This window comes from Kitasatospora sp. NPDC094016 (assembly GCF_040304045.1).
In the GTDB taxonomy this organism is placed as follows: domain Bacteria; phylum Actinomycetota; class Actinomycetes; order Streptomycetales; family Streptomycetaceae; genus Kitasatospora.
Genome location: NZ_JBEOUK010000037.1, coordinates 64,556 through 88,214 on the forward strand (window position 1 = coordinate 64,556; position 23,659 = coordinate 88,214).

The window sequence follows — 23,659 nt, forward strand, 5'->3', positions numbered from 1 at the left end:
GGTCGTCGGATCCTCACCGTTCATCACCGTTCGTCACCGTTCGTCATCGTCGGGGCCGCCGGACGCGGCGTCTTCGAGTTCGCTCAGTACCTGGTCCTCCACCAGCTCCGCCAGGGCGGCCACGGTGCGGGAGACCAGGACGTCGCGGGGGGTGAGCGTGACGCCGAAGGCATCGTTGGCGCGGGAGGCGATCAGCAGGGCCCGCATGGAGTCGCCGCCCAGCTGGAAGAAGTCGTCCGTCACGCCCACGGCCGTCCGCAGGGTCTCGGCCCAGATCTCGGCCACGGCCTCCTCGGTGGGCGTGCGGGGCGCCAGCCGGTCGGGCCGCTGCTCCTCCTCGGGGTCGGGGGCGGGCAGCGCGGCGCGGTCGGTCTTGCCGCTCGCGGTGAGCGGGAAGCGGTCGAGGACGGCGAAGGCCGAGGGGACGAGGTGGCCGGGCAGGGAACGGGCGGCCAGGGCGCGCAGTTCGGCTCCGGTCGGCGGTTCGGCGCCGGGGGCCGCGAGCAGGTGGGCGACCAGGCGGGGCAGCCCTGGCTCGTCCTCCCGCACCGTCACCACGGCGTCCAGCACGGCCGGGTGGCGCGCCAGGACGGCCTCGACCTCGCCCGCCTCGATGCGGTGGCCGCGCAGCTTGAGCTGGTGGTCGGTGCGGCCCAGGTAGTGCAGTTCGCCCCGGTGGTCGCGGCGCACCAGGTCGCCGGTGCGGTACATCCGGGTGCCGGGCGGCCCGTACGGGTCGGCGGTGAAGCGGGCGGCGGTCAGGCCCGGCCGGCCGAGGTAGCCGCGGGCCAGGGCCGGTCCGCTCAGCCACAGTTCGCCGGTGACGCCGTCGGGCACCGGCCGGAGCCGGGCGTCCAGGACGTAGGCGCCGGTGCCGGGCAGCGGGCGGCCGATCGGCGGCGCGGCGCCGTCCGGGGTCAGCGGCGCGGACCAGGCGGCGACCACGGTGGCCTCGGTGGGGCCGTAGGAGTTGACCATGCGGTGGTGCGGGGCCCAGCGGGCCACCAGGTCGGCGCCGCACGCTTCGGCGCCGACCACCAGGGTCCTGAGCGCGGGAAGCGTGCCGGGGGTGTGGGCGGGCAGGGTGGCGAGGGCGGCCGGCGGCAGCAGGGTGTGGGTGATCGCCTCCGCCCGGAGCACCTCGGCCAGTCGGGCGCCGAGCAGCGGTCCGGGTGCGGGCACCACCAGCCGGGCGCCGTGCGGCAGGGACATGCACAGTTCGAGCACGGAGGCGTCGAAGCTGGGGGTGGCGAAGGCCAGCACCCGGTCCCCCGGCGCCACTCGGTAGTGCTCGGCCTCGGCGGCGGCGAAGGCGGCCAGCCCGCGGTGGGTGAGGACGACGCCCTTCGGGGTGCCGGTGGAGCCGGAGGTGTAGATGACGTAGGCGGGGTCGTCCAGGTCGAGCGGGCGGATCCGGTCGGGGTCGGCGGGGCGGTGGTCGGGGGCGCCGTCCGGCGGGGCGGCCAGCAGCGCCGCGACCTCCTTGGCGTCCAGGGTGAGTGCGGGCGCGGCGTCGCGCAGCATGAACTCGACACGCTCGTCGGGGTAGTGGGGGTCGATCGGTAGGAACGCGGCGCCGGTCTTCGCCACCGCCAGCTGGGCGAGCACCATGTCCGCCGAGCGCGGCAGCAGGAGGGCCACCACCTCGCCGGGGCCGGCGCCGCGCGCGATGAGCCGGTGCGCCAGGCGGTTGGCGTGCGCCTCGGCCTCGGCGAAGGTCAGCTCCAGCCCGGGGGCGCTCAGCGCCGGGGCGTGCGGCCGGCGGTCCACGGCGGCCTCGACCAGGGCGGGCAGGGCCGCCGGGGGTACCGGGGCGCCCGCCGGGCGGGCCGGGCCGCGCAGCAGCCGCTCGCGTTCCCCGGGCGGAAGCAGGTCGAGGTCGTCCAGACGGGCGGTGCCGTCCGAGCCGGCCAGTGCGGCGAGGGTGTGCAGCAGTTGGGCGGCCAGTTTCCCGGCGGTGTTCCGGTCGATGTACCGGGGGTCGTGGCCGAGTTCGACGGCGAGCCGGTCGCCGGGCGAGACGACCACGGTGAGCGGGTAGTTGGTGGCCTCCCTGGCGTCCAGTTCGCGGATCAGCAGGCCGTGGGCGCCGGCCGTCGCGTCGCCGACCGGGTAGTTCTCGAAGACCACCAGGCTGTCGAACAGCGCCGTCCCGGGGGCCAGCCCGCTCAGGCCGTGCATCGCGGCCAGCGGCAGGTGGTCGAAGCGGCGGTCCTCGGCCTGCTCCTCCTGGAGCGCGCGCAGCCAGGCGGCACAGGGCTGGGCGCCGTCGACGGTGACGCGGGCGGGCAGGGTGGTGATGAACAGGCCGACGATGGCGTCGGAGCCGGCCAGGTCGGCCGGGCGCCCGGAGACGGTGGTGCCGAAGCACACCCGCTGCTCCCCGCTCCACCGCGACAGCAGCAGCGCCCAGGCGCCCTGCACCAGGGTGTTGAGGGTGAGGCGGTGCCGGCGGGCGAACTCCTGGAGCCGGTCCGTCTCGGCCTCGTCCAGGCGGTGCGAGAGCCAGGTGCCGGAGCGGGCCGTGTCGCCCGGGGCGGGCCTGCGGTCGTAGGGCAGCGCGGTGGTGGTGAGGTCGGCCAGGACGCCGCGCCAGTGCTCCGCGGCGGCGCCGGTGTCGCGGGCGGCCAGCCAGCCGACGTAGTCCGCGAAGGGCCGGCGCTCGGGCAGGCCCGGCCGGTCGCCGCGGGCGAGCGCGGCGTGGGCGGCCAGGACGTCGGACAGGACGTGGAAGACGCTCCACCCGTCGAGCAGCACGTGGTGGAAGGTCCACACCACGCGCGCCGCGTCCGGCCCGAGCCGGATCAGGTCGAGCCGCATCAGCGGGGCCCGGTCCAGGGCCAGCGGGCGGGCCCGCTGGTCGGCGAGCAGCCGCTCCAGGCGGGCTTCGCGCTCGGCTTCCGGCAGTGCGCTCCAGTCGTGTTCGGTGACCGGCAGCGTCACGTCCCGGTGGACCACCTGAAGGGGTACGGGCACGTCGCGCAGGACGACGGCGGTGCGCAGCACGGGGGTGCGGTCGACGACGTGCTGCCAGGCGGCGGCCAGCGGCCGCAGGTCGCGGGCGCCGTCCAGCACGAAGGTGATCTGCTCGACGTACAGGCCGTGTTCGGCCTCGTCCAGGCCGTGCAGCACCATGCCGGTCTGGGTGGGGGTGAGCGGCTGGATCTCCGTCACGTCCCGTCCGGTGCCGGCCAGTCGGTCGACGGCGGCCTGGTCCAGGGCGGCCAGCGGGTAGTCGGCGGGGGTGCGGCCGCCCGCGCCGGGCGCGGCGCAGTGGCGGACGATCTCCCGCAGCTCGTCCAGCAGTTCGGCGGCGAGCCGGACGACGGTCGCGCGGTGGTGCACCGCGCGGGAGTACGACCAGGTGAACGCCAGCCTCCCGTCGCTCACCCGGCCGAGCACGTCCAGCAGGTGCGGCCGGTCCGCGGCCCGGTCCATGCCACCGGTGAGCGGGCCGGCCGGGGCGTGCAGCAGGCCGCCGGGGGCGGGGGTCCGGTCCTGCCGGCCCAGGTAGTTGAAGCCGATCTGCGGCAGGTCGGGCAGCCGGGGCTCGACAGTGGCGGCGGGCCGCAGGTGGCGCAGGGCGCCGTAGCCGAGCCCGCCGCGCGGTACGGCGCGCAGGTTCTCCTTGACGGTCTTCAGGGCGGTGCCGGTGTCGGCGCCCAGGGGCACGTCCAGGGCCACGGGGTACAGCGTGGTGAACCAGCCGACGGTCCGGGAGAGGTCGACGCCGTCGAACAGTTCCTCGCGGCCGTGGCCCTCCAGGGCGACCGTCACCCGGTCCCGGCCGGTCCAGCGGGCCAGCACCCGGCCCAGGGCGCAGAGCAGGACGTCGTTGACCCGGGTGCGGTAGACCTCCGGGACGTCCTGGAGCAGCCGGCGGGTGTCCTCGGCGTCCAGGGCGAGGTCCAGCGACTCCTCGGTGGCGGCGGTGTTGGCGCCGTCGAGGTCGGTCGGCAGGGCGGTCGCGGCGCCGTGCTCCAGGCCGTACCAGTGGGTGTGCTCGTCGTCGAAGCCGCCGGCCGCGGTGTGCTCGGCGAGGCGTTCGGCCCAGGCCCGGAAGGAGGTGCTCTTGGGGCCGAGGTCGGGGCGTTCGCCCGCGCTCAGCGCGCGGTGGGCGGTGTCCAGGTCCTCCAGGAGCACGCGCCAGGACACCGCGTCGACCACCAGGTGGTGCGCGGCCAGCAGCAGGACGGGGTGCCGCTCGCCGTCGAAGCGGCACAGCGCGGCCCGCAGCAGCGGCCCTTCGGCCAGGTCGAAGCCCGCGGCCAGGCGCTCGGCCAGCTCGCGCAGCGTCGCCTCGCGCTCCTGCGCCGGGGCGGCGGGCAGGTGGTGCGTGCGCAGTTCCGGCGCCTCGCCGGGCGCGGTGCCGTGCTGGCGCCAGCGCCCGTCGCCGAGCGGCTGGAACCGCAGGCGCAGCGCGTCGTGGTGGTCCAGGACGGCGGCGAGCGCGGCCCGCAGCAGGGGCTCCTCGGTGTCGGGGGCGAGGGTGAAGGAGACCGCCTGGGTGAACTGGGCGGTGTCCCCGCCGAGGGTGTCCAGCAGCCAGTGCTGGACAGGGGTGAGCGGGGCGTCGCCGATCACGGCGCCCTGTTCGGCGGCGACCGCCGGGCTCGGCGACTCCTCGGCGGCGAGGGCGAGTTCGGCCAGGGTCTGGTGGGCGAACAGGTGCCGGGGGGTGAGCGCGAGGCCGGCCCGGCGGGCCGCGGAGACGATCTGGATGCCCAGGATCGAGTCGCCGCCGAGCGCGAAGTAGTTGTCGTCCGCGCCCACGTCGGGCACGCCGAGCACCTCGCGCCAGATCGCGGCGAGGGTCCGTTCGGTCTCGGTGCGCGGCGGTCGCTCGCCGCGTGCGGCCGGGGCGGCCCACACCGGGGCGGGCAGCGCGCGGCGGTCGAGTTTGCCGGTGGCGCCGAGCGGCAGCCGCTCCAGCGGCACCACCAGCGCGGGCACCAGGTGGTCGGGGAGGGTGCTCCCGAGGAAGGCGCGCCACTCGACGGGGCTCGGCAGCCCGCCGTCGCGGGCCACCGCGTAGCCCACCAGGCGCCGGTGGCCGTCGTGGTCGACGACCCGGGCGGCGGCCGCCGACACCTGCGGGTGGCGGGCCAGGGCGGCCTCGACCTCGCCGAGTTCGATCCGGAAGCCGCGCACCTTGACCTGGTCGTCCGCGCGGCCGAGGTAGCAGAGGTCGCCGTCGGCCGTCCACCGCACCAGGTCCCCGGTGCGGTACATCCGGCGCCCGGGCGGGCCGAAGGGGTCGGGCAGGAACCGGGCGGCGGTCAGGCCCGGGCGGCGCAGGTAGCCGCGGGCGACGCCGGTGCCGGCCAGGTACAGCTCCCCCGGCGCGCCGACGGGCACCGGGCGCAGCCGGTCGTCCAGGACGTACGCCCGGGCGCCGCCGACCGGGCGGCCGATCGGCGGGTCGCGGTCGGGGTCGGCGGGGTCGCAGGCGAAGGCGGTGGCGTAGACGGTGGCCTCGGTGGGGCCGTAGATGTTCAGCACCCGGCAGCCGGGGACGGCCTCGCGCAGCCGGCGCACGATGCGGGCGGGCAGGGCCTCGCCGGCCAGGACGACGGTGTCCGCGCCGAGGTGCACGGCGTCCTCCGCGAGGAGGCCGCCCAGGGCGGAGGGCACCGCGCTGAGCAGGCCGGCCCGCCACGGCCCGGGGCGCTCGGCCAGGGCCAGCAGGTCCCGGACGAGTTCCACGCGGCCGCCGGCGAGCAGCGGCGAGAAGATCTCGAACACCGACACGTCGAAGTTGAGCGAGGTGGCGGCCACCACGTGGGCCAGGCCGTGGTCGGCGAACTCGGCGGCGGCCCAGTCGGTCAGGGCCAGGACCGAGGCGTGGGCGACCACAACGCCCTTGGGGCGGCCGGTCGAGCCGGAGGTGTGGATGACGTACGCGGGGTGCTGCGACAGCAGGGCGCCGAGCCGTTCGTCGTCGCGCACGGCGTCGGGGCGGGCGGCGGCGAGCCGTTCGGCGCACCCCGGGTCGTCGAGCACGATCCGGGTGAACGGGCCGGTCGGCAGCCGTCCTCCGGTCTCCGTGTCGGTGACCACGGCGTCGGGCCGCACGTCCGCGAAGAGGAACGCGATCCGCTCGGCCGGGTACCCGGGGTCGACCGGCAGGTAGGCGGCGCCGCTCTTGAGCACCGCCAGCAGCGCCACGACCAGGTCGGCGGTGCGGGGCAGCGCGAGCGCGACGAACCGCTCGGGCCCGGCGCCGGCCGCGATCAGCAGCCGGGCCAGCCGGTTGGCCCGTTCGTCGAGCTCCCGGTAGGTCAGCAGCACGTCGCCGCAGCGGACGGCCGGGGCGTCGGGCGTGCGGGCGGCCTGCCGGGCGAAGGCCTCCGGCACGGTGTCCTGCGGTGCCTCGACCGCCGCCCCGCCGAAGCGGTCGACGAGTGCGCGCCCCCGCGGCGGGTCGAGCAGCGGCAGGTGGGCCGCCGGCCGGTCGAGGCCGTCCGCCATCGCCGTCAGCAGGGTGTGCAGGCCCGCCCCGAGCGCCTCGACGGTGGCGGTGTCGAAGACGGCCGGGTCGTGGTCGAGGCTGACCGCGATGGCGTCGCCGGGAGCGACCACCACGCCGAGCGGGTAGTTGGTCGGCTCCAGGACGTGCTCGGTCTCGACGCCCAGGCCGTGCCTGGTCAGCGCCTGCGCGTCGAACGGGTAGTTCTCGAAGACCACGATGCTGTCGAACAGGGCGGTGCCGCCCGGCAGTTCGCTCCAGTTCTGGAGCTGCGCCAGGGAGACGGCGTCGTAGCGGCGGGCCTCCGACTGGGCGTCCTGGAGCTCCCGCAGCCACTCCAGCAGCGAGCGGCCGGCGTCGATCCGCACCCGGGTGGGCAGCGCGTTGATGAACAGCCCGACCATCGAGGTGACGCCCGGGAGTTCGGCGGGCCGGCCGGAGACGATCGTGCCGAAGACCACGTCGTCCCCGCCGCCGTAGCGGGAGAGCAGCAGTGCCCAGGCGCCCTGGAGCACGGTGTTGACGGTCAGCCCGGCCTGCCGGGCGGTGGTCCGCAGCCGCTCCGACAGGTCGTTGTCGAGGGTCACCCGCACCGATGCGGAGGAGGAGGCGCGGTGCGCCTCGGCCGGGCGCCGGTCGCGGGGCAGTTCGGTGGGGGCGGGGAAGCCGGCCAGCGTGTCGCGCCAGTACCGCTCGACCCGCGCCGGGTCCTGCCCGGACAGCCAGCGCAGGTAGTCGGCGAAGGGGGCGCGCGCGGCCGGGTTCGGCCGGCGCCCGGCGGCCAGGGCGGCGTACCGCTCGCACACCTCGTCGAAGACCTGGGCCGCGCTCCACCCGTCGAGCAGGACGTGGTGGAAGGTCCACACCACCCGCACCCGGGTCGGCGACAGCCGGACCAGGGTCAGCCGCATCAGCGGTGCGGCGGCCAGGTCGAGGCCGGCCGCCCGGTCCTCGGCGAGCAGCCGGGCGGTGTCCCGTTCGATCCGGTCGGCCGGGCGGCCGGTCCAGTCGTGGTGGGTCACCGGGACGGCGGCCCGGTGCTGGACGACCTGGAGCGGTTCGGCGGTGTCCTGCCAGGCGAGCCGGGTGCGCAGCACCGCGTTGGCGTCCACGGTCTGCTGCCAGGCGGCGGCCAGGGCGTGCGGGTCGGTGATCCCGGAGAGGACCAGCTGGACCTGGTTGACGTAGGTGTGGGCGTCCGGGTCCAGCAGGCTGTGGAAGAGCATGCCCGCCTGCATCGCCGTCAGCGGGTACACGTCGGCGACGGAGCGGCCGTCCCCGGCGATCCGGTCCACCGCCGCCTGGTCCAGCCGGGCCAGCGGGAAGTCGGCGGGGGTGCGGCCGCCGGCGCCGGGCTCGGCGCAGTGGGCGACGAGGTCCTCCAGGGCGCGCAGCATGGCGTCCGCGAGCGCGGTGACGGTCCGTTCGTGGTGCCGGCCGGCGCTGTAGTACCAGCCGATCTCCAGCCGGTCGTCCTCGACCCGGGCGATCACGTCCAGCAGGTGCGGGCGCTCGGTGCCGGGCGCCTCCGCGCCGCCGAGGCCGCCGGGGACGGCGCGCACCAGGGCGGCGCCGTCGACCGACCAGTCGAAGCGGCCCAGGTAGTTGAAGCTGATCCCGGGGAGCGGGGCGCCGGCGAGCCGCTCGTCCCGGGCGAGGTGGCGCAGCGCGCCGTAGCCTAGGCCGCGCTCCGGCACCGCCCGCAGCTGCTCCTTGACGGCCTTCAGCGCGGTGCCCCAGTCCCCGTCCGGGACGTCGAGGGCGACGGGGTGGAGCGAGGTGAACCAGCCGACCGTGCGGGACAGGTCGACGTCCTCGAACAGCTGGTCCTCGCGGCCGTGCCCCTCCAGGCCGATCGCGACGGTGCGCCGTCCGGTCCACTCGGCGAGCACCCGGCCCAGGGCGGTGAGCAGGACATCGTCGATCCGGGTGCGGTAGACCCCGGGGACCTTGCGCAGCAGGTCCCCGGTGCGCTCTCGGTCCAGCCGGACGGTGACGGCGCGCAGGTCGGCGGCGGTGTTGCCGCCGTCGCCGTCCACCGGCAGCGCGGCCGCGCAGTGCCGGGCGGCCGCCGCCCAGTGGTCGCGCCGGTCCGCGAAGCCGCCGGCCGCGGTGTGCTCGCGCAGGCGGCGGGTCCACTCCCGGACGGAGGTGGTGCGGGCGGGCAGGCGCAGCGGCCGGCCCTCCACGGCCTGCCGGTAGGCGGTCTCCAGGTCCTCCAGCAGGATCCGCCAGGAGACGCCGTCGACGACCAGGTGGTGGACGGCCAGCAGCAGCCGGGCGGGCCGGGTGCCGTCGGTGGTGAACAGGCGGGCGGTGAGCAGCGGGAGGGTGTCCAGCCGGAACGCGGCGTGCGCGGCCTCGGTGGCCCGCGCCTCGGCGGCCTCGGCCGCCGCCCGGTCCAGGGCGCCGAGGTCGACGACCTCCAGCAGTTCGGGGGCGGCGGCGTCCGCGGGGGCGCAGTGCTGCTGCCAGGCGCCGTCCTCCCCGGTGGTGAAGCGGCAGCGCAGGGCGTCGTGGTGGGCCCACAGGGCGGCCAGGGCGCGGCGCAGGGCCTGCGGGTCGACCTCGCCGGGAGCCTCCACCACGACGGACTGGTCGAAGGACGCGGCGTACGGCGGGTGCGGGTCGAGGAACCAGTGCTGGATGGGCGTCAGGCCCACCTCTCCGCTGACGGGTTCGGTGCCGGCGACGGTGGCGGCGGTGCCGGCGGCGGCGGCCAGCGCGGCGACGGTGGGGTGCCGGAACAGGTCGCGGGGGGACAGCGCGAGACCGGCGGCGCGGGCGCGGGAGACGACCTGGATGCTCAGGATCGAGTCGCCGCCGAGCAGGAAGAAGTCGTCGTCGACCCCGACCCGCTCCACGCCGAGCAGTTCCGCCCAGATCGCGGTGAGGACGCGTTCGGTGTCGGTGGTCGGGGCGCGGTGGTCTCGGCTCCCCGCCGCCGACCAGTCGGGGGCGGGCAGCCGCCTGCGGTCCACCTTGCCGTTGGCGGTCAGCGGCAGTTCGGCGACCGTGACGAAGGCCGCGGGCAGCATGTAGTCGGGCAGGTCGGCGGCCAGGTGGGCGCGCAGCGCCGTGGCGGAGGGCGGCTCGGCGCCGCCGGCCGGCACCAGGTGGGCGGCCAGCCGCTTGCGCCCCGCGTCCTCGTGGAGCGAGACGACGGCCTCCGCGACGGCCGGGTGGGCGGTGAGCCGTGCCTCGATCTCGGCGGGTTCGATGCGGAAGCCGCGGATCTTGATCTGGTCGTCCGCGCGGCCCACGAAGTGCAGTTCGCCGTCCTCGCTCCACCGGGCGGTGTCGCCGGTGCGGTACATCCGGCCGCCGGGCGGCCCGAAGGGGTCGGCGAGGTAGCGGGCGGCGGTCTCGCCGGGCCGGCCCGCGTAGCCGCGCGCGACTCCGGCGCCGGCGATGTACAACTCGCCGGTGATGCCGGGCGGTTGCGGCTGGAGGGCGCCGTCCAGCAGGTACACCCGGGTGTCGTCCAGCGGGCGTCCGATCGGCAGCACGGCGGGCAGCCGGTCCCCGGGGCGGAAGGCCCGGCGGGTGGCGAAGGTGGTGGTCTCGGTCGGGCCGTAGCCGTCGACCACGGTGAGGTCGGGGCAGGCCTCCAGGACGCGGCGCACGACCGCGCCGGGCACCGCCTCGCCGCCGGTCCACACCTCCCGGGCGCCGCGCAGGCAGCCCGGGTCCTCCTGGGCGAGGAGCCGGAACAGGCCGGCGGTCAGCCACAGGCATTGCACGCCCTGCTCGGTGACGGCGCGGCGGACGGCGGCGGCGTCCAGGTCCTCCGGCGGGGCCAGCACGGCGGTGCCGCCGCGCAGCAGCGGCACCCACAGCTCGTAGGTGGCGGCGTCGAAGGCGTGCGGGGAGTGCACGAGCACCCGGTCGTGGCCGGTGAAGGCGCGGTCCAGGGCGAGCGCGGCGACGTCGCGCCGGCGCACCGCGACGCCCTTGGGGGTGCCGGTGGAGCCCGAGGTGAACATCAGGTACTGGACGTTGTCGGGGTGGGGCACCGGGACGGCGGCCGGGACCGGCCGGTCGGCGAAGGTCTGCCCGTCGACGCGGAGCACCTGCCCGTCCGGCCGCAGTTCGCGGGCCATGCGGTCCCCGTGCGCGTCGGTGAGCAGCAGGTCCGCGCCGGCCTCGGCCAGCATCAGCTGCAGCCGCTCGCGCGGCGCCCTGGCGTCCAGCGGCACGTAGACCCCGCCGATCCGGACCAGCGCCAGCTGGGCGACGACCAGGTCGACGGAGCGGTCCATGAGCACGCCGACCGGGTGCTCGACGCCGACGCCGAGCGCGGCCAGCCGGCCGGCCAGGGCGGCGGCGCGGGCATCGAGGTCGCGGTAGCCGAGGCGCTCGTGGCCCGCCTCCAGGGCGACGGCGTCCGGGCTGCGGCGCACCTGCTCGGCGAACAGGTCCGCGATGTCGCGCTCGGTCCGTTCGACGGCGGTGGCGTTCCAGTCGACGAGGATCCGCCGGCGCTCCCCGGCGGTCAGCAGCGGCACGCGCGCGGGCGCGCTCCCGGCGCTCCCGGGCAGTCCCGTCAGGACGGCCGTGAGCTGCCCGGCCATCCGCCGGACGGTGGCCTCGTCGAACAGCCGCGGGTCGTAGCACAGCCGCAGGGCCAGCTCCGGCCCCGGGTAGGCCAGCAGCGCGAGCGGGTAGTTGGTGGTCTCGATGCCGTCCAGGTCGCGCAGGCGCAGGCCGTGCGCGGCGGCCGCGTCGTCCTCGACCGGGTAGTTCTCGAAGACGACGATGCTGTCGAACAGGGCGGTCTGCTCGGGGAGGTCGGTGGCGGCCCGCAGACGGGTGAGCGGGACGAAGCCGTGGCGCCGGTCCTCGCCCTGCTCCCGTTGCAGCGTGCGGAGCCAGTCGAGCAGGGTGCCGCCGGCGGGCACGGCCGTCCGGGTGGGCAGGGTGGTGATGAACAGGCCGGTCATCGACTCGACGCCGGGCAGCTCGGGCGGCCGCCCGGACGAGGTGGTGCCGAACACCACCTCGTCCCGGTTCGCCTGACGGCCCAGCAGGATCGCCCAGGCGCCCTGGACCAGGGTGTTCAGGGTCAGGCCGGAGCTGCGCGCGAGGCCTTCCAGCGCCCGGGTCTCGGCGGCGGGGAGGGTGAACGGCACGGCCCGGGTGGATTCCGCGCGGTGGCTCTGGCGCGGCTCGCGGTCGTACGGCAGCGGCGTCGGCTCGGCCAGCCCGGCCAGGCGCCCGTGCCAGTGCTGCTCGGCCTCCGCCGGGTCGCGCTCGCGCAGCCAGGCCACGAAGTCGCGGTAGGGCCGGCGCTCCGGCACCGTGCCGTACGGGACGGTGCCGAAGGAGGGTTCGGTGCCGAAGGGTTCGGTGCCGGACGGGAGTTCTCCCGCCTCCGGCCCGGAGCGGGCCGCCGCGGCGTGCACGGCGAACACGTCGGACAGCACCTGGAAGAGGCTCCAGCCGTCCAGGACGAGGTGGTGGAAGGACCACAGCACGCGCACCCGGGTGTCGGAGAGGCGGATGAGCAGCAGGCGCTGGAGCGGGGCCAGGGCCAGGTCCAGGCCGCGGGCCCGGTCGCGGTCCAAAAGCTCGGCCAGCCGGCCCCTGCGCTCGGACTCGGGCAGCTCGCGCCAGTCCAGGTGACCGACCGGAACGGCCGCCCGCCGCCGCACCACCAGCAGCGGCTCGGGCACCTCCTGCCAGCGGACGTGGGCGCGCAGCACCGGGGTGCGGTCGGTGACCCACTGCCAGGCGGCGGCGAGCCGCCCGGGGTCGGGCACGCCGTCCAGGACGAAGTCCAGCTGCTGGAAGTAGGCGCCGCTGTCCTCCTCGGCGAGGCCGTGGAAGAGCATCCCGGACTGGGTCGGCGTCAGCGGGAGGACGTCCTCCACCGCGCCCGGGTCGTCGCCGGTGATCAGGTCCACGGCCGCCTGGTCGAGCCGGGCCAGCGGGAAGTCGGACGGGGTGCGCCCGGCGGCGCCCGGGCGGGCCGCGTACCGCGCGAGGTCGGCCAGCTCGGCGGCGAAGCGCCGGGCCAGGGCCTCGACGGTGTCGCACCGGTGCACGGCGCCGGAGTAGAACCAGCTGAACTCCAGCGCGTCGCCGTCGAGCCGGCCGACCACCTCCAGGGCGTGCGGGCGCTCGACGCGCGGGTCGGCGTCCAGTTCCAGGGGCCGGAAGGTGCCGCGGTAGAGCCCGGCCGCGTCCTGCGGGAAGGACATCCGGCCGAGGTAGTTGAAGCTGATCCGCGCGGCCGGGGCGTCGGGGGCCGTGCCGGGGCGCCCCAGGTGGCGCAGGGCGTCGAAACCGAGGCCCCGTCGGGGGACGGCGCGCAGCTGCTCCTTGACCCGCTTGAGGACGCCGTCCCAGTCGGCCCCGGCGGGCACGGCCAGCGCCACGGGGTGCCGGGTGGTGAACCAGCCGACCGTGCGGCTCAGGTCGAGGTCGGCGAACAGCTCCTCGCGGCCGTGCCCCTCGACGTCCACCACGACCCGTTCCTGCCCGCTCGCCCCGCACAGGGCCCGGCCGAGGGCGCTCAGCAGCACGTCGTTGGCCTGGGTGCGGTAGGTGTCGGGCAGGGTGCGCAGGAGGGCGGCGGTGTCGGCGGGGTCGAGGCGCACGGTGACGGAGCGGGCCGAGGCGTGGGTGTCGGCCCCCGCGAGGTCGGCCGGGAACGGGTCCGCCGGGGCGTCGCCGTCCTGCGCGGGGACGGCCCGCGCCCAGTACTCCGTCTCGTCCTCGAAGCCGCCGGCCGCGGCGTGGGCGCCGAGCCGCTCGCCCCACTGCCGCAGCGGCGAGGACTTCGCCGGCAGGGCCGCCGCCCCGTCCCGGCCGTCGCGGCGGGCGCGGTAGGCCGCGTCGAGGTCCTCCGCCAGCACCCGCCAGGAGACCCCGTCGACGACCAGGTGGTGGACGGCCAGGTGCAGGACCGGCGGCTGCCCGGCACCGCGCTCGTGCAGCACGGCGCGCAGCAGCGGGCCGTCGCCGCCGCCCAGGTCAAAGGGGCCGAAGTGCGGGGTGTCGCCGTCCGGGCCCGTGTGCCGGCCCAGGCGGATCCGGGGCGCCCGCTCGTCGATCCGCCAGCGCACCCCGGCGCCGGTACCGATCTCGCCGCTGCGAGGCTCTGCGGGACCGGGCTCTGCGGGATCGGGCTCTGCGGGATCGGGCTCTACGAGGTCAGCCGTGAAGGCGGAGCGCAGCGCGTCGTGGTGGGCGACCACGTCGTTCAGGGCGTCCTCCAGTGCCGCCCGGTCCACGTCGGCGCCCAGCAGGAGGGAGAGCGCCTGGTTGAAGTGCCCGGCGCGCCCAGCGGCCCGGTCGAGCCACCAGCGCTGGATCGGGGTCAGGACGCCCGCCCCGGTGGCGGCCACCCGGGCGGTCACGGCCGGCCGTTCGGCGTCGTCCGCGCACCGGGCCAGCGCGGCGACCGTCTGGTGCCGGTAGAGGTCCCCGGAGGTCACCGCCAGCCCTGCCTGCCGGGAGCGGGCCACCACCTGGATGCCGAGGATGGAGTCGCCGCCGAGGTCGAAGAAGTTGTCGTCCGCGCCGACCCGTTCCAGCCGCAGCACCTCCGCCCAGATGGCGGCGAGCGCCTGTTCGGCGGGGGTCCGGGGGGCGACGTGGCGTACGGCGGGCACGGCCGGCCCCGGGTCGGGCAGCCGGCTCCGGTCGAGTTTGCCGTTGGGGTTGAGCGGCAGCGCGGGCAGCGGCACGACGACCGAGGGCACCAGGTAGTCCGGCAGGGCCAGGCCGAGCGCCCGGCGTACGGCCTCGGGCTCCACCCGCCCGCCCGGGACGGGGACCACGTAGCCGACCAGGCGCCGGTGGCCCCCGCCGTCGGCGACGGTGGCGGCCGCCTCCGCCACGCCCTCGCAGCGCCGCAGCGCCTCCTCCACCTCGCCCAGTTCGATCCGGAAGCCGCGCACCTTGACCTGCTGGTCGATCCGGCCGAGGTACTCCAGGTCGCCGTCGGCGTTCCACCGCACCCGGTCGCCGGTGCGGTACATCCGCTCCCCCGGCGCGCCGTACGGGTCGGCGACGAACCGGGCGGAGGTGAGCCCGGGGCGGCCCAGGTAGCCGCGCGCCAGGCCGCCGCCACCGAGGTACAACTCGCCGACCACGCCCGGCGGTTGCGGGCGCAGCCCGGGGTCCAGGACGTACGTCCGGGTCAGCGCGAGCGGCCTGCCGATCGGCGGCGCCTGCTCCGGCAGCCGGTCACCGGCGAACCAGGCGGTGGCGTAGACGGTGGCCTCGGTGGGGCCGTAGATGTTGGCGATCGCGCTGCCGGGCAGGGCGCGCCGCAGGTCGCCCACCGCCTGGGCGGAGAGGGCCTCGCCGGCCAGCACGACGGTGCCCGCGTCGACCGGGGCGGCGCCCCCGGCGAGCAGCCGGGAGATCACCGAGGGCACGCCGCTGACCAGGCCGACGCGGCGCGGGGCCGGCTCCTCGGCGAGGGCGGCCAGGTCGGCGACCACCTCGACGCTCCCGCCCGCGAGCAGCGGGCAGAGCAGTTCGAAAACCGACACGTCGAAGTTGAGCGAGGTGGCGGCGACCACGTGGTCCAGCCCGCCGGGCCCGAACCGCTCGGCCGCCCAGCGGGCGAGGGCGACGACGCTGCGGTGGGTGATCACGACGCCCTTGGGCCGGCCGGTCGACCCCGAGGTGTAGATGACGTAGGCGGGGTGCTCCGGCAGCAGCGGCCGGAGGCGGTCGGCGTCCGCGAGGTCGGCGTCCCCGGTGTCGTCGCGGTCCGCCGGGCCGGTGCCTGCCGGGCCGGCGTCGGCGGCCAGGTCGGCGCTGTCCTCCAGCAGCAGGACGGGCCACCCCTCGGGCAGCGCGGCCGCCGTCTCCCGGGTGGCGAGGACCAGCGCGGGCCCGGCGTCCGCCAGCATGAAGCGGATCCGCTCGGCCGGGTAGCCCGGGTCCACCGGCAGGTACGCCGCACCCGACTTGAGCACGGCCCACAGCACCGACGGCAGGTCGGCGGAGCGCGGCAGGCACAGCGCGACCAGCCGCTCGGGGCCCGCGCCCCGGGCGACCAGCAGCCGGGCGAGGCGGTTGGCCCGCCGGTTGACCTCCGCGTAGTCCCGCCGCACCGGGCCGCAGCCGACGGCGGTCCGCCCGGGCGTGCGGGCCGCCTGCGCCTCGAACAGCACGGGCAGCACGGTGTCCGGGAGGTCGCCGGCGGCGTGCGCGGGCGGGTTCCAGGAGTCGAGCAGCGTGCGCTGCTCCTCCTCGGAGAGCATGGGCAGTTCGGCGAGGATGCGCTGCGGGCCGTCCGCCATGCCCGCCAGCAGGCGGTGCAGGTGGTGGGCCATCCGGGCCACCGTCCGGGCGTCGAACAGGTCCGTGTTGTACTCCACCGTCAGCGCGCAGCCGTCGGTGTCCTCCGGGGTGAACTCCAGCACCAGGTCGAACCGGGCGGCCGGGCGGGGCAGCGGGTGGTCCTCGAAGCGCAGGCCTGCGGCGGGCGGCGGCGTGGTGGGGCTCTGCTGGACGACCATGACCTGGACCAGCGGGGTGCGGCTCGGGTCGCGGGGCGGGGCCAGTTCCTCGACCACCCGGTCGAAGGGCACCGCGGCGTGGGCGAAGGCGTCCAGCAGGGTGGTGCGCACGCTCTCCACGAACCGGTCGACGGTCGCCCGCTCGTCCACGTCGCCGCGCAGCACCACGGTGTTGACGAAGAAGCCGGTCACCTCCTCCAGCTCCCGCCGGTCGCGCCCGGTGGTGACGGTGCCGAACGCCACGTCCCGCTGGCCGGAGTAGCGCGAGAACAGCAGCGCGGACGCCCCCGCGAACAGGGTGAACAGCGTCGTGCCGCGGCCCGCGGCGAGGTGCCGCAGCCGGGCCACCAGTTCGGCCGGGAGGCGGTGGCGGTGCGCCGCGCCGTTCGTCGTGCGCTGGGCGGGCCGGGGCCGGTCGGTGGGCAGTTGCAGGGGTTGCAGCTCCGCCAGGTTCCGCTTCCAGTAGGCGAGGTCCGGCGCGTCCTCCGCTCCGGCCCGGGTCCGCCGGTGCTGCTCCCAGCGCGCGAAGTCGGGGTACTGGAGGGCGGGGGCGGCGAGCGCGTCCGGCTCGCCGGAGACCTCCGCCCGGTAGAGCGCGGCCAGCTCGCGGGTGAGGACGCCCACCGACCAGCCGTCGGTGATGATGTGGTGCTGCGCCAGCAGCAGCAGGTGCTCGTCGGCGGCGAGGCGGACCAGCAGCGCCCGGGCGAGCGGGCCGTCCGCCAGGTCGTAGGGCCGGTTCAACTCCTCGGTCAGCAGCCGTTCGGCCGCCTCGGCGCGCTCCCCCGCCGGCCGGTCGCCGACGTCCGCGGTGCGCAGCGGCAGGGCGCCCGCCGCCGCGACGCGCTGCACGAGCTGCCCGTCGACGGTGGCGAAGGTGGTGCGCAGCGAGTCGTGGCGGGCGGCGAGCCGGCCCAGGGCCCGGTGCAGGGCCTCCGGGTCCGCCGTCCCGTGCAGCCGCAGGGCCACGCCGGTGTTGTACTCCGTCCCCCCGACGGTGAGGTCGTCGAGGAACCACAGGCGGCGCTGGGCGCTGGACAGCGGCAGCGGCTCCTCGCGCGGGGCGGGCGGGATCGGCTCCGGCGGCGCGGCGGTGTGCCGCTCGTCCACCAGCGGGGCCAGGGCGGCGACGGTCCGCGCGGTGAAGACGTCCCGGAGCGTGAGCCGGACGCCCAGCCGCTCGGTGACCCGGGCCAGGGTCCGGGCGGCGAGGATAGAGTCGCCGCCCAGGTCGAAGAAGTCGTCCGTGGCCCCCACCTCGTCGACGCCGAGGACCTCGGCCCAGATGGCGGCCAGGGCGCGTTCGCGCTCGGTGCGCGGGGCGACGGGTGCGGCCGCCCCGGAGCGGGCGGGTGCGGGCAGTGCCTGCTGGTCGATCTTGTGCTGCGGGGTGAGCGGCAACGCGGCCAGGACGACCACGGCGGACGGCACCAGGTGGGCCGGCAGGGCGGCGGCCAGCGCCGCGCGCAGCGCCGCCGGGTCCGGGGCGTGCTCCGGGTCGGCGGGCGTGGCGTAGCCGACCAGGCGTTCGCGGCCCGGTTCGTCCTCCCGGACCACGACGACGGCCTGATCGACGGCGGGGTGCGCCCGCAGGGCGGCCTCGATCTCCCCCGGCTCGATCCGGAAGCCGCGGATCTTCACCTGCCGGTCGAGCCGGCCGAGGAACTCCAGTTCCCCGTCGGCGGTCCACCGGGCGCGGTCTCCGGTGCGGTAGAGCCGGGCGCCGGGCGGGCCGAAGGGGTCGGCGACGAAGCGCCCGGCGGTCAGGCCGGGGCGGCCCAGGTAGCCACGGGCCACGCCCTCCCCGCCGACGCACAACTCGCCTTCGGCACCCGGTGGTTGGGGCCGCATCGCCGCGTCGAGCACGTACGCCCGGGTGTGCGGCAGCGCGCCGCCGATGGGGGGTGCGCCGCTGCCGGCGGTCAGCGGGCCGGTCCAGGTGGCGACGATGGTCGCCTCGGTCGGGCCGTAGGAGTTGATCATGCGCCGGCCGGGCGCCCAGCGGTCGACCAGTTCGGCGGGGCAGGCCTCGGCTCCGACGATCAGCGTGCGCAGACGGCGGCCCGCGCCGCCGGGCACGGTGGCCAGGGCGGCCGGCGGGATGAGGGCGTGGGTGATGCGGTGCTCGTCGAGCACGGCGGCGAGTTCCTCGCCCAGCCAGGGGCCGTGCGGGGGGATCACCAGCGTGGCCCCGGCCAGCACGGAGATGAACAGTTCGAGGACGGAGGCGTCGAAGCTGGGCGAGGAGAACTGCAGCACCCGGTCGCCGGGGCGCACGGCGTAGTGCGCGCGGGCCGCCTCGGCGAAGCCGCCGATCCCCCGGTGGGTGACGACCACGCCCTTGGGCGTCCCGGTGGAGCCCGAGGTGTAGATCACGTACGCCGCGTGGTCGGTGCCGGTCGGGCCCGGCAGGCCGGCGTCGGGCGCGGCGGCGGTACCGGGCGTGTCCGTGCTGCCGGGCGTGTCCGCAGTGTCGGCCCGGTCCGCGGTGTCGGCCCGGTCCGTGGTGTCGGCCGGGTCCGTCTCCAGCAGCGCGCGGACCCGGGCCGGATCGTCCAGGACGACGGCGGGGGCGGCGTCGGCGAGCATCAGCGCCCGTCTCCCGGCGGGGTAGGCCGGATCCACGGGCAGGAAGGCGGCACCCGTCCGTGCGACGGCCAGCTCCGCCGCGACCAGTTCCATCGAGCGCGGCAGGACCAGCGCCACCGTCCGGTCCGTCCCGGCGCCGCGCCGTGCGAGGTCACACGCCAGGCGCTCGACCCGGTCGGCCAGTTCCCGGTACGTCCAGCTGCGCCGGCCGTCGGTCACCGCGGGCGCGTGCGGCGCGCGGGCCACCTGGGCGGCGAACAGCGCGTCGAGCGTCCGGTGCGCCGGCGGCGGGGCGGCATCGGTCCCCGGGGCGCCAGGGGTGTCGCCGGCCTGCGGCGGAGCGGACGAACGCGCGGGCTGGGCAGGCCGGTCGGTCATGGCGGTAGGTCCTTCCGGACGGGGAGGAGGCGATGCGGGCGGCGGGGCAGGCGGGGGCCGGCCCTCGGGCCCGGGAACGGGGGCCGGGGGGAGCGGGGGGTGCGCCCGGTGGAGCGGCGTCGGCACGGCGGCGGACGCCTCGGCCGACGGGCAGCGGCCGGCGGGCGGAAGGCGCCTCAGGCGGGGTCGGCGCGCCGCGCCGTTCGCCCGGACACCTGCACCCGGTCGATCACGCCGGTGGCGGGATCCCGGTGGAAGCGCCCGCCCGGCTCGGGGCGGCCGGTGTCGGGGGCGAGCAGGTCGTAGGAGAGGTCGGCGAAACAGCGCAGGGGTAGCGGCAGGTCCCCGTCTACGGAGAGCGTTGACGATCCGTCGCCCGCGGGCTCGACGCGGTACCGGATCGAACCGTTGCGGTAGGTGCCCGCGCACTCGGGCAGGGCGACGGGCTCGCCCGCGCCCACCGACGCGATCGCGGCGGGCACCCGGACGCCCGCCAGTTCGGCCAGGTCGGCCGCGAGCTCGCGCCAGAGCGCGGTGGCGGCGCCGGCGTTGCCCGCGAAGGCGACCACCACGCCGCTGTCCGGGTCGGCCCGCAGGTGGCAGGAGGTCCCCATGGCGTTGCCGTCGTGGCCGCACCACAGGCGGCCGTCCTGCTGGTAGAGGGCGAGACCCGGGCCCCAGCCGTCCGCGAGCGCACCCGGCCGGGCGCCGGGCTGCGGGCGGCGCATCTCCTCGGCGACGGCGGGGGGCAGGGCCTTGGCCCGGCCGACCAGGGCGCCGCCGAGCGCGGCGAGGTCCGCGGCGCTCGCCAGCAGGGCGCCGGCCGGGGCCTCCAGCGGGGCCAGGTTCTGCCGGACCGGCCGGGCCCGGCCGGTCGCGGCGTTGAGCGCGTGCCCGGCGGCGACCGGGCGGGCGGGTGCGCTCGCGTCGACGAACACGGGCACGGTGCCGAGCGGTTCGAGCAGCAGGGCGGCCACGGCCTCGTGCCAGGGCATCCCGGTCACCGCCTCCACCAGGCGTCCGGCGGCGACGTAGCCGGCGTTGGAGTAGGAGAAGTCCGTCCCGGGCGGGAAGAGCGCGTCCCCGGCCGTGCACACGGACGACAGGTAGTGCGCCGCGGTGGTCCGGGCGGCGGCGTCGGAGTCCGGCCCGGTGGGCAGTCCGCCGGTGTGGCTGAGGAGTTGGCGAATCGTTACTGCAGGCATCCGGCGAAGCTCGGGCAGGTGATCGGCGACCCGGTCGTCGAGGTCGAGGTCGCCGTCATCGGCGAGGAGCATCACCAGGGCCGCCGTGTAGGGCTTGGTGAGCGATCCCACCGGCACGACGGTGTCCCCGGTGAAGGGCGCACCGGTGGCGGCGTCGGCCACACCGGTGTGCAGGGCCACGACCTCCGCGCCGGTGTCCAGCACCACCTGGGCGCCCGGCACCCGGTGGGTGCGCGCGAGCGTGTCGAGCCGGTGCTGCAGTTCGCGGCGTAAGAGGAACGGCGCGCGCTCGCGGACGGGCGCGGAACTGGGGTACGGCATGGGCGGACGCTCCCGTCGACTGGTGCTCAGATGCGGGCGCGGCAAGCGTCCGCGGATGAATTCCGGATTAGCGTGGAGAACACCGTGAAATTTCCTGCCACCTGCGCTCCTCGACTCAAGACTCGCGGGAACAACGGGAATCGACGGAAGCCCTGCCGATGACGGCCGGCGGGTGCGAACGGGAATCCCCGACGGCTCCCGGCAGGGCGCCGCACGCGCCCCACGGGAACCGTTCCGGGCCGCTTCGGCGCTCCCCGACCGGGCGGTGCGAATGCGATCCGAATTCCACACCGCCCAGGAACGGCGAACGGGAGGAACGGTGAGCGGGAACGGTGAGCGGCGAACGGCCGACCGCCGAATGACCTCACCCCGCAGGCGGGGCCGGACAGGAATCCCGAACGCTCCAGTCGGCCGCTCCAACGGCCCTGACCTGCGCGATCGTTGCGCCCAGCATGCCTATCCCCCCTGCGATCCCTCCCCGCAACCACCGTGCGGAACCTGCCACGACCGTCGCGAGGACCGGGCAATACCGTGACGGCCCGAACGCTCGGAACGACGAACGCGGAACAGTCTTCACGGCGGGTCACCCGCTCGCAACCCCTGGCGATTGAACGGAAAGCAACTCTCCCCGTAATCGGAACCGCAAAATCGCTGGTGTGACTCACGGCCACGCCCGGAACGCCTGATGACGGGTGTGAATTCTTTGGCCGAAACTGTGGCACCCGGATCTTCCCGGCCACCCGGCCAGGTTTCCACGGGAATAGTCGAGTGATTCCCCTGACGCCTGGGGCGGTTGTGCAGGAATGCGACGGAACAGATCAGGTGCGTCGCGAGTGGATCAATGAGGGCTCTGATGCGCGTGTGCCCTGGTGCGCGTGTGCCCTGGTGCGCCTGTACGCGCCCGGGTCACGGAAGGACTGCCGCGCTCGGCCGCCCCGGGAGCGGGGCGGCCGAGGCGGATCCGCCACGCGCCGTAACGCGGGCGGGCTCAGAACGCCCGTCAGCCCCGCCAGGAACGGCCGGTCGAGGGCGGAGTCGCCGCGGCACCGGTGGACGTCACCGCGCGCGACGGAGCGGACGAACCCGACCCGGCCGACTCGATCCCCGAACCGCTGGTCCGTACGGTCGGCGCCGACGAGGTCGTCGACGTCCCGCGCACCGGCGCGGCGGAAGTCCGCGGGGCCGACGCCCCGGACGCCGCCACCGGCCGGTCCGTCGAGGTGCGCGGCGCGGTCGCGCGGCCCTGCGCGGCCACGTCCACCGGCGCGCCACCGCCCGATTCGACCCGCTCGATCCGCAGCACCAGGTTCCGGTCGCTGCGGTCACCGCACCCGTCCCGGTTGCGACTGTGCACCACCTGCGTCAGCACACCCCGGACCTCCTGCCAGCGCCCCTGCACCGCGCGGATGTTGGGACACCACTCGCCCTCCCGCCGGTGCTCCAGGTCGAGCTCCCAGCGCTCGGCGTCCACGAGGTGGCTCGCCCCGACCGTCCCGGGAATCTCGACCGGACGGCCGCCGCGCACCGTCACCACCGCCCGCTGCGGCCACTGCCCCTCCACCGCCGTCACCGTGATCCGGCTCTGCCCCTGGTACCAGGCCATCGCTGTCCTCCCGCATCCGTCCTCGCGCCGACCGCCGACCGGCCTCTACCGGTACCACGGCCGACGCACCCGCCCGCGTTCGACCGGCGGGCGCGACGGCGCACGTCAGGGGGTGCTTCCGACTGAGGCCGAATACCCGGTTACGGGTTGTTCGGCGACCACGGACCGAGCCCTGGATCAGAATGGATGCAGCGGGCGAGCACCACCTGATGCACGTGGACGGCTATCCACGGCAATCGGCTGCGATGCCGCTCCCCCGCACTTCACGACGTCGCAGCGATTCCCCTCCGCCGATCGTCCCAGCCTGCCGGCGGAACGAAACTCGGGGTCAGCTGAGAAACCTCGATCCTCAGGTCCATCGAGTCACCAGCCTCGATCATCCGCCCGGCGAAACGGCGGCACCATCTGACTTCGCAAATTGGCGCGGCCCCACCACCTACTTAGGTGGTGGGGCCGCGCATGTCCGGGGCAGTGTCGACGGACAGCCTGTGTTTGCAGGCCATCTGTGGGACTGGCTACATGCCCTCGATGCGAGCCTCAACAAATTCCTTGAACCGGAGAATCGCACTCTCCAGTGAGAAGGGATCACATGATGCCTCAAATTTTTCGCCATCGGACCAGGACCAGATCCATCGGCCGCCCGGAGCCTCCTGCTTGGTCTTCCTCAGTTGACGCCCTTCAATTTCAGTATCGATCAGGTCGATCTCGATCGTCCATCCAGGATTATCGAGCGTTTCAATCCGAACGCCGAACTCATGCTCCCAGTCTTCGTTGCACTGGGACTCGTACCAGGACTGAAGGAATTCCAGAGCATTCATACGATCACGGACATCCCATCGGCTTCTCCCAGTCGTGCAACGGGCGGGCCGAGCCATCGGCCTCGTTGATGTGCGGAGTGGGGACCACTGTCCCATCCGCATTGGTGTGCGTCGGCCCATACCTGTCGAATCGCTTGACCAGATCGAACGACCAGGGATCCCTCGGATTGGTATTGGGCGCCCACTCCGAATACTTCTTGACGTCGCCGGTGTCGCCACCTTCCCTGACGATCATCGAATGCGGGTAAGCGTTCCCGGCATCATCGATCGCCCTGGGATGGGAGTCAACGGCCTTCGCCGTACCCGGACGGCCGCCAAGCGGGCCGGGCCGATTCGCAGGGTGGGGGCCTACAGGGCCCGGCACCGAGACCTTCCAGCTCCTCCTCCTGGAGCCCCTGTTCGGCGCCCATGGCCCCCCAGCCGCGCCGCCACGGAGGCCGGCAGCTACGCCCGCCCGTACGACACGATGACCCCGTGGCGCCGCGTCACTGGCCGCCACACCTGCGGCCTTGGCTACGTCAGCGTCGACCCGCACCGATAGCTTCCGACGCCCACCGCTTCTACGAGAAGCTAGGCTTCGTCCCGTCACACGTCGGATTCAAGCTCCAACTCTGAGGCCTCGGAGTTCCAAGGCCCCGACCCCGGAAATGCAGAGAACCCCCATCCGGTCTCCCGGATGGGGGTTCTCTGTGAATGATTGTTCGGCGGCGTCCTACTCTCCCACAGGGTCCCCCCTGCAGTACCATCGGCGCTGTAAGGCTTAGCTTCCGGGTTCGGAATGTAACCGGGCG

Annotated in this window: 5 protein-coding genes and 1 rRNA gene; all 6 read right to left on the reverse strand. The window is 75.8% G+C overall.

Going from position 1 to position 23,659, the window contains the following annotated elements:
* Nucleotides 1–33: 33 nt before the first annotated feature.
* Entirely contained in the window at nucleotides 34–18,921 is an 18,888-nt protein-coding gene (locus ABT015_RS28125; protein ID WP_350883872.1) for a non-ribosomal peptide synthetase, read from the reverse strand.
* A 176-nt stretch (nucleotides 18,922–19,097) separates the two neighbouring features.
* On the reverse strand, nucleotides 19,098–20,447 hold the full coding sequence (locus ABT015_RS28130) for a serine hydrolase domain-containing protein (RefSeq protein ID WP_350883874.1): 1,350 nt from the start codon (nucleotides 20,445–20,447) through the stop codon (nucleotides 19,098–19,100).
* A gap of 1,000 nt (nucleotides 20,448–21,447) precedes the next feature.
* Entirely contained in the window at nucleotides 21,448–22,050 is a 603-nt protein-coding gene (locus ABT015_RS28135; RefSeq protein ID WP_350883876.1) for a hypothetical protein, read from the reverse strand.
* A gap of 515 nt (nucleotides 22,051–22,565) precedes the next feature.
* A complete protein-coding gene (locus ABT015_RS28140) occupies nucleotides 22,566–22,868 on the reverse strand; it encodes an immunity 53 family protein (protein ID WP_350883878.1) in 303 nt (100 codons plus the stop codon).
* A gap of 4 nt (nucleotides 22,869–22,872) precedes the next feature.
* A complete protein-coding gene (locus ABT015_RS28145; protein ID WP_350883880.1) occupies nucleotides 22,873–23,103 on the reverse strand; it encodes a hypothetical protein in 231 nt (76 codons plus the stop codon).
* Between the two features lie 464 nt (nucleotides 23,104–23,567).
* Nucleotides 23,568–23,659: ribosomal RNA gene (gene rrf / locus ABT015_RS28150) — 5S ribosomal RNA — on the reverse strand; the annotation flags it as partial.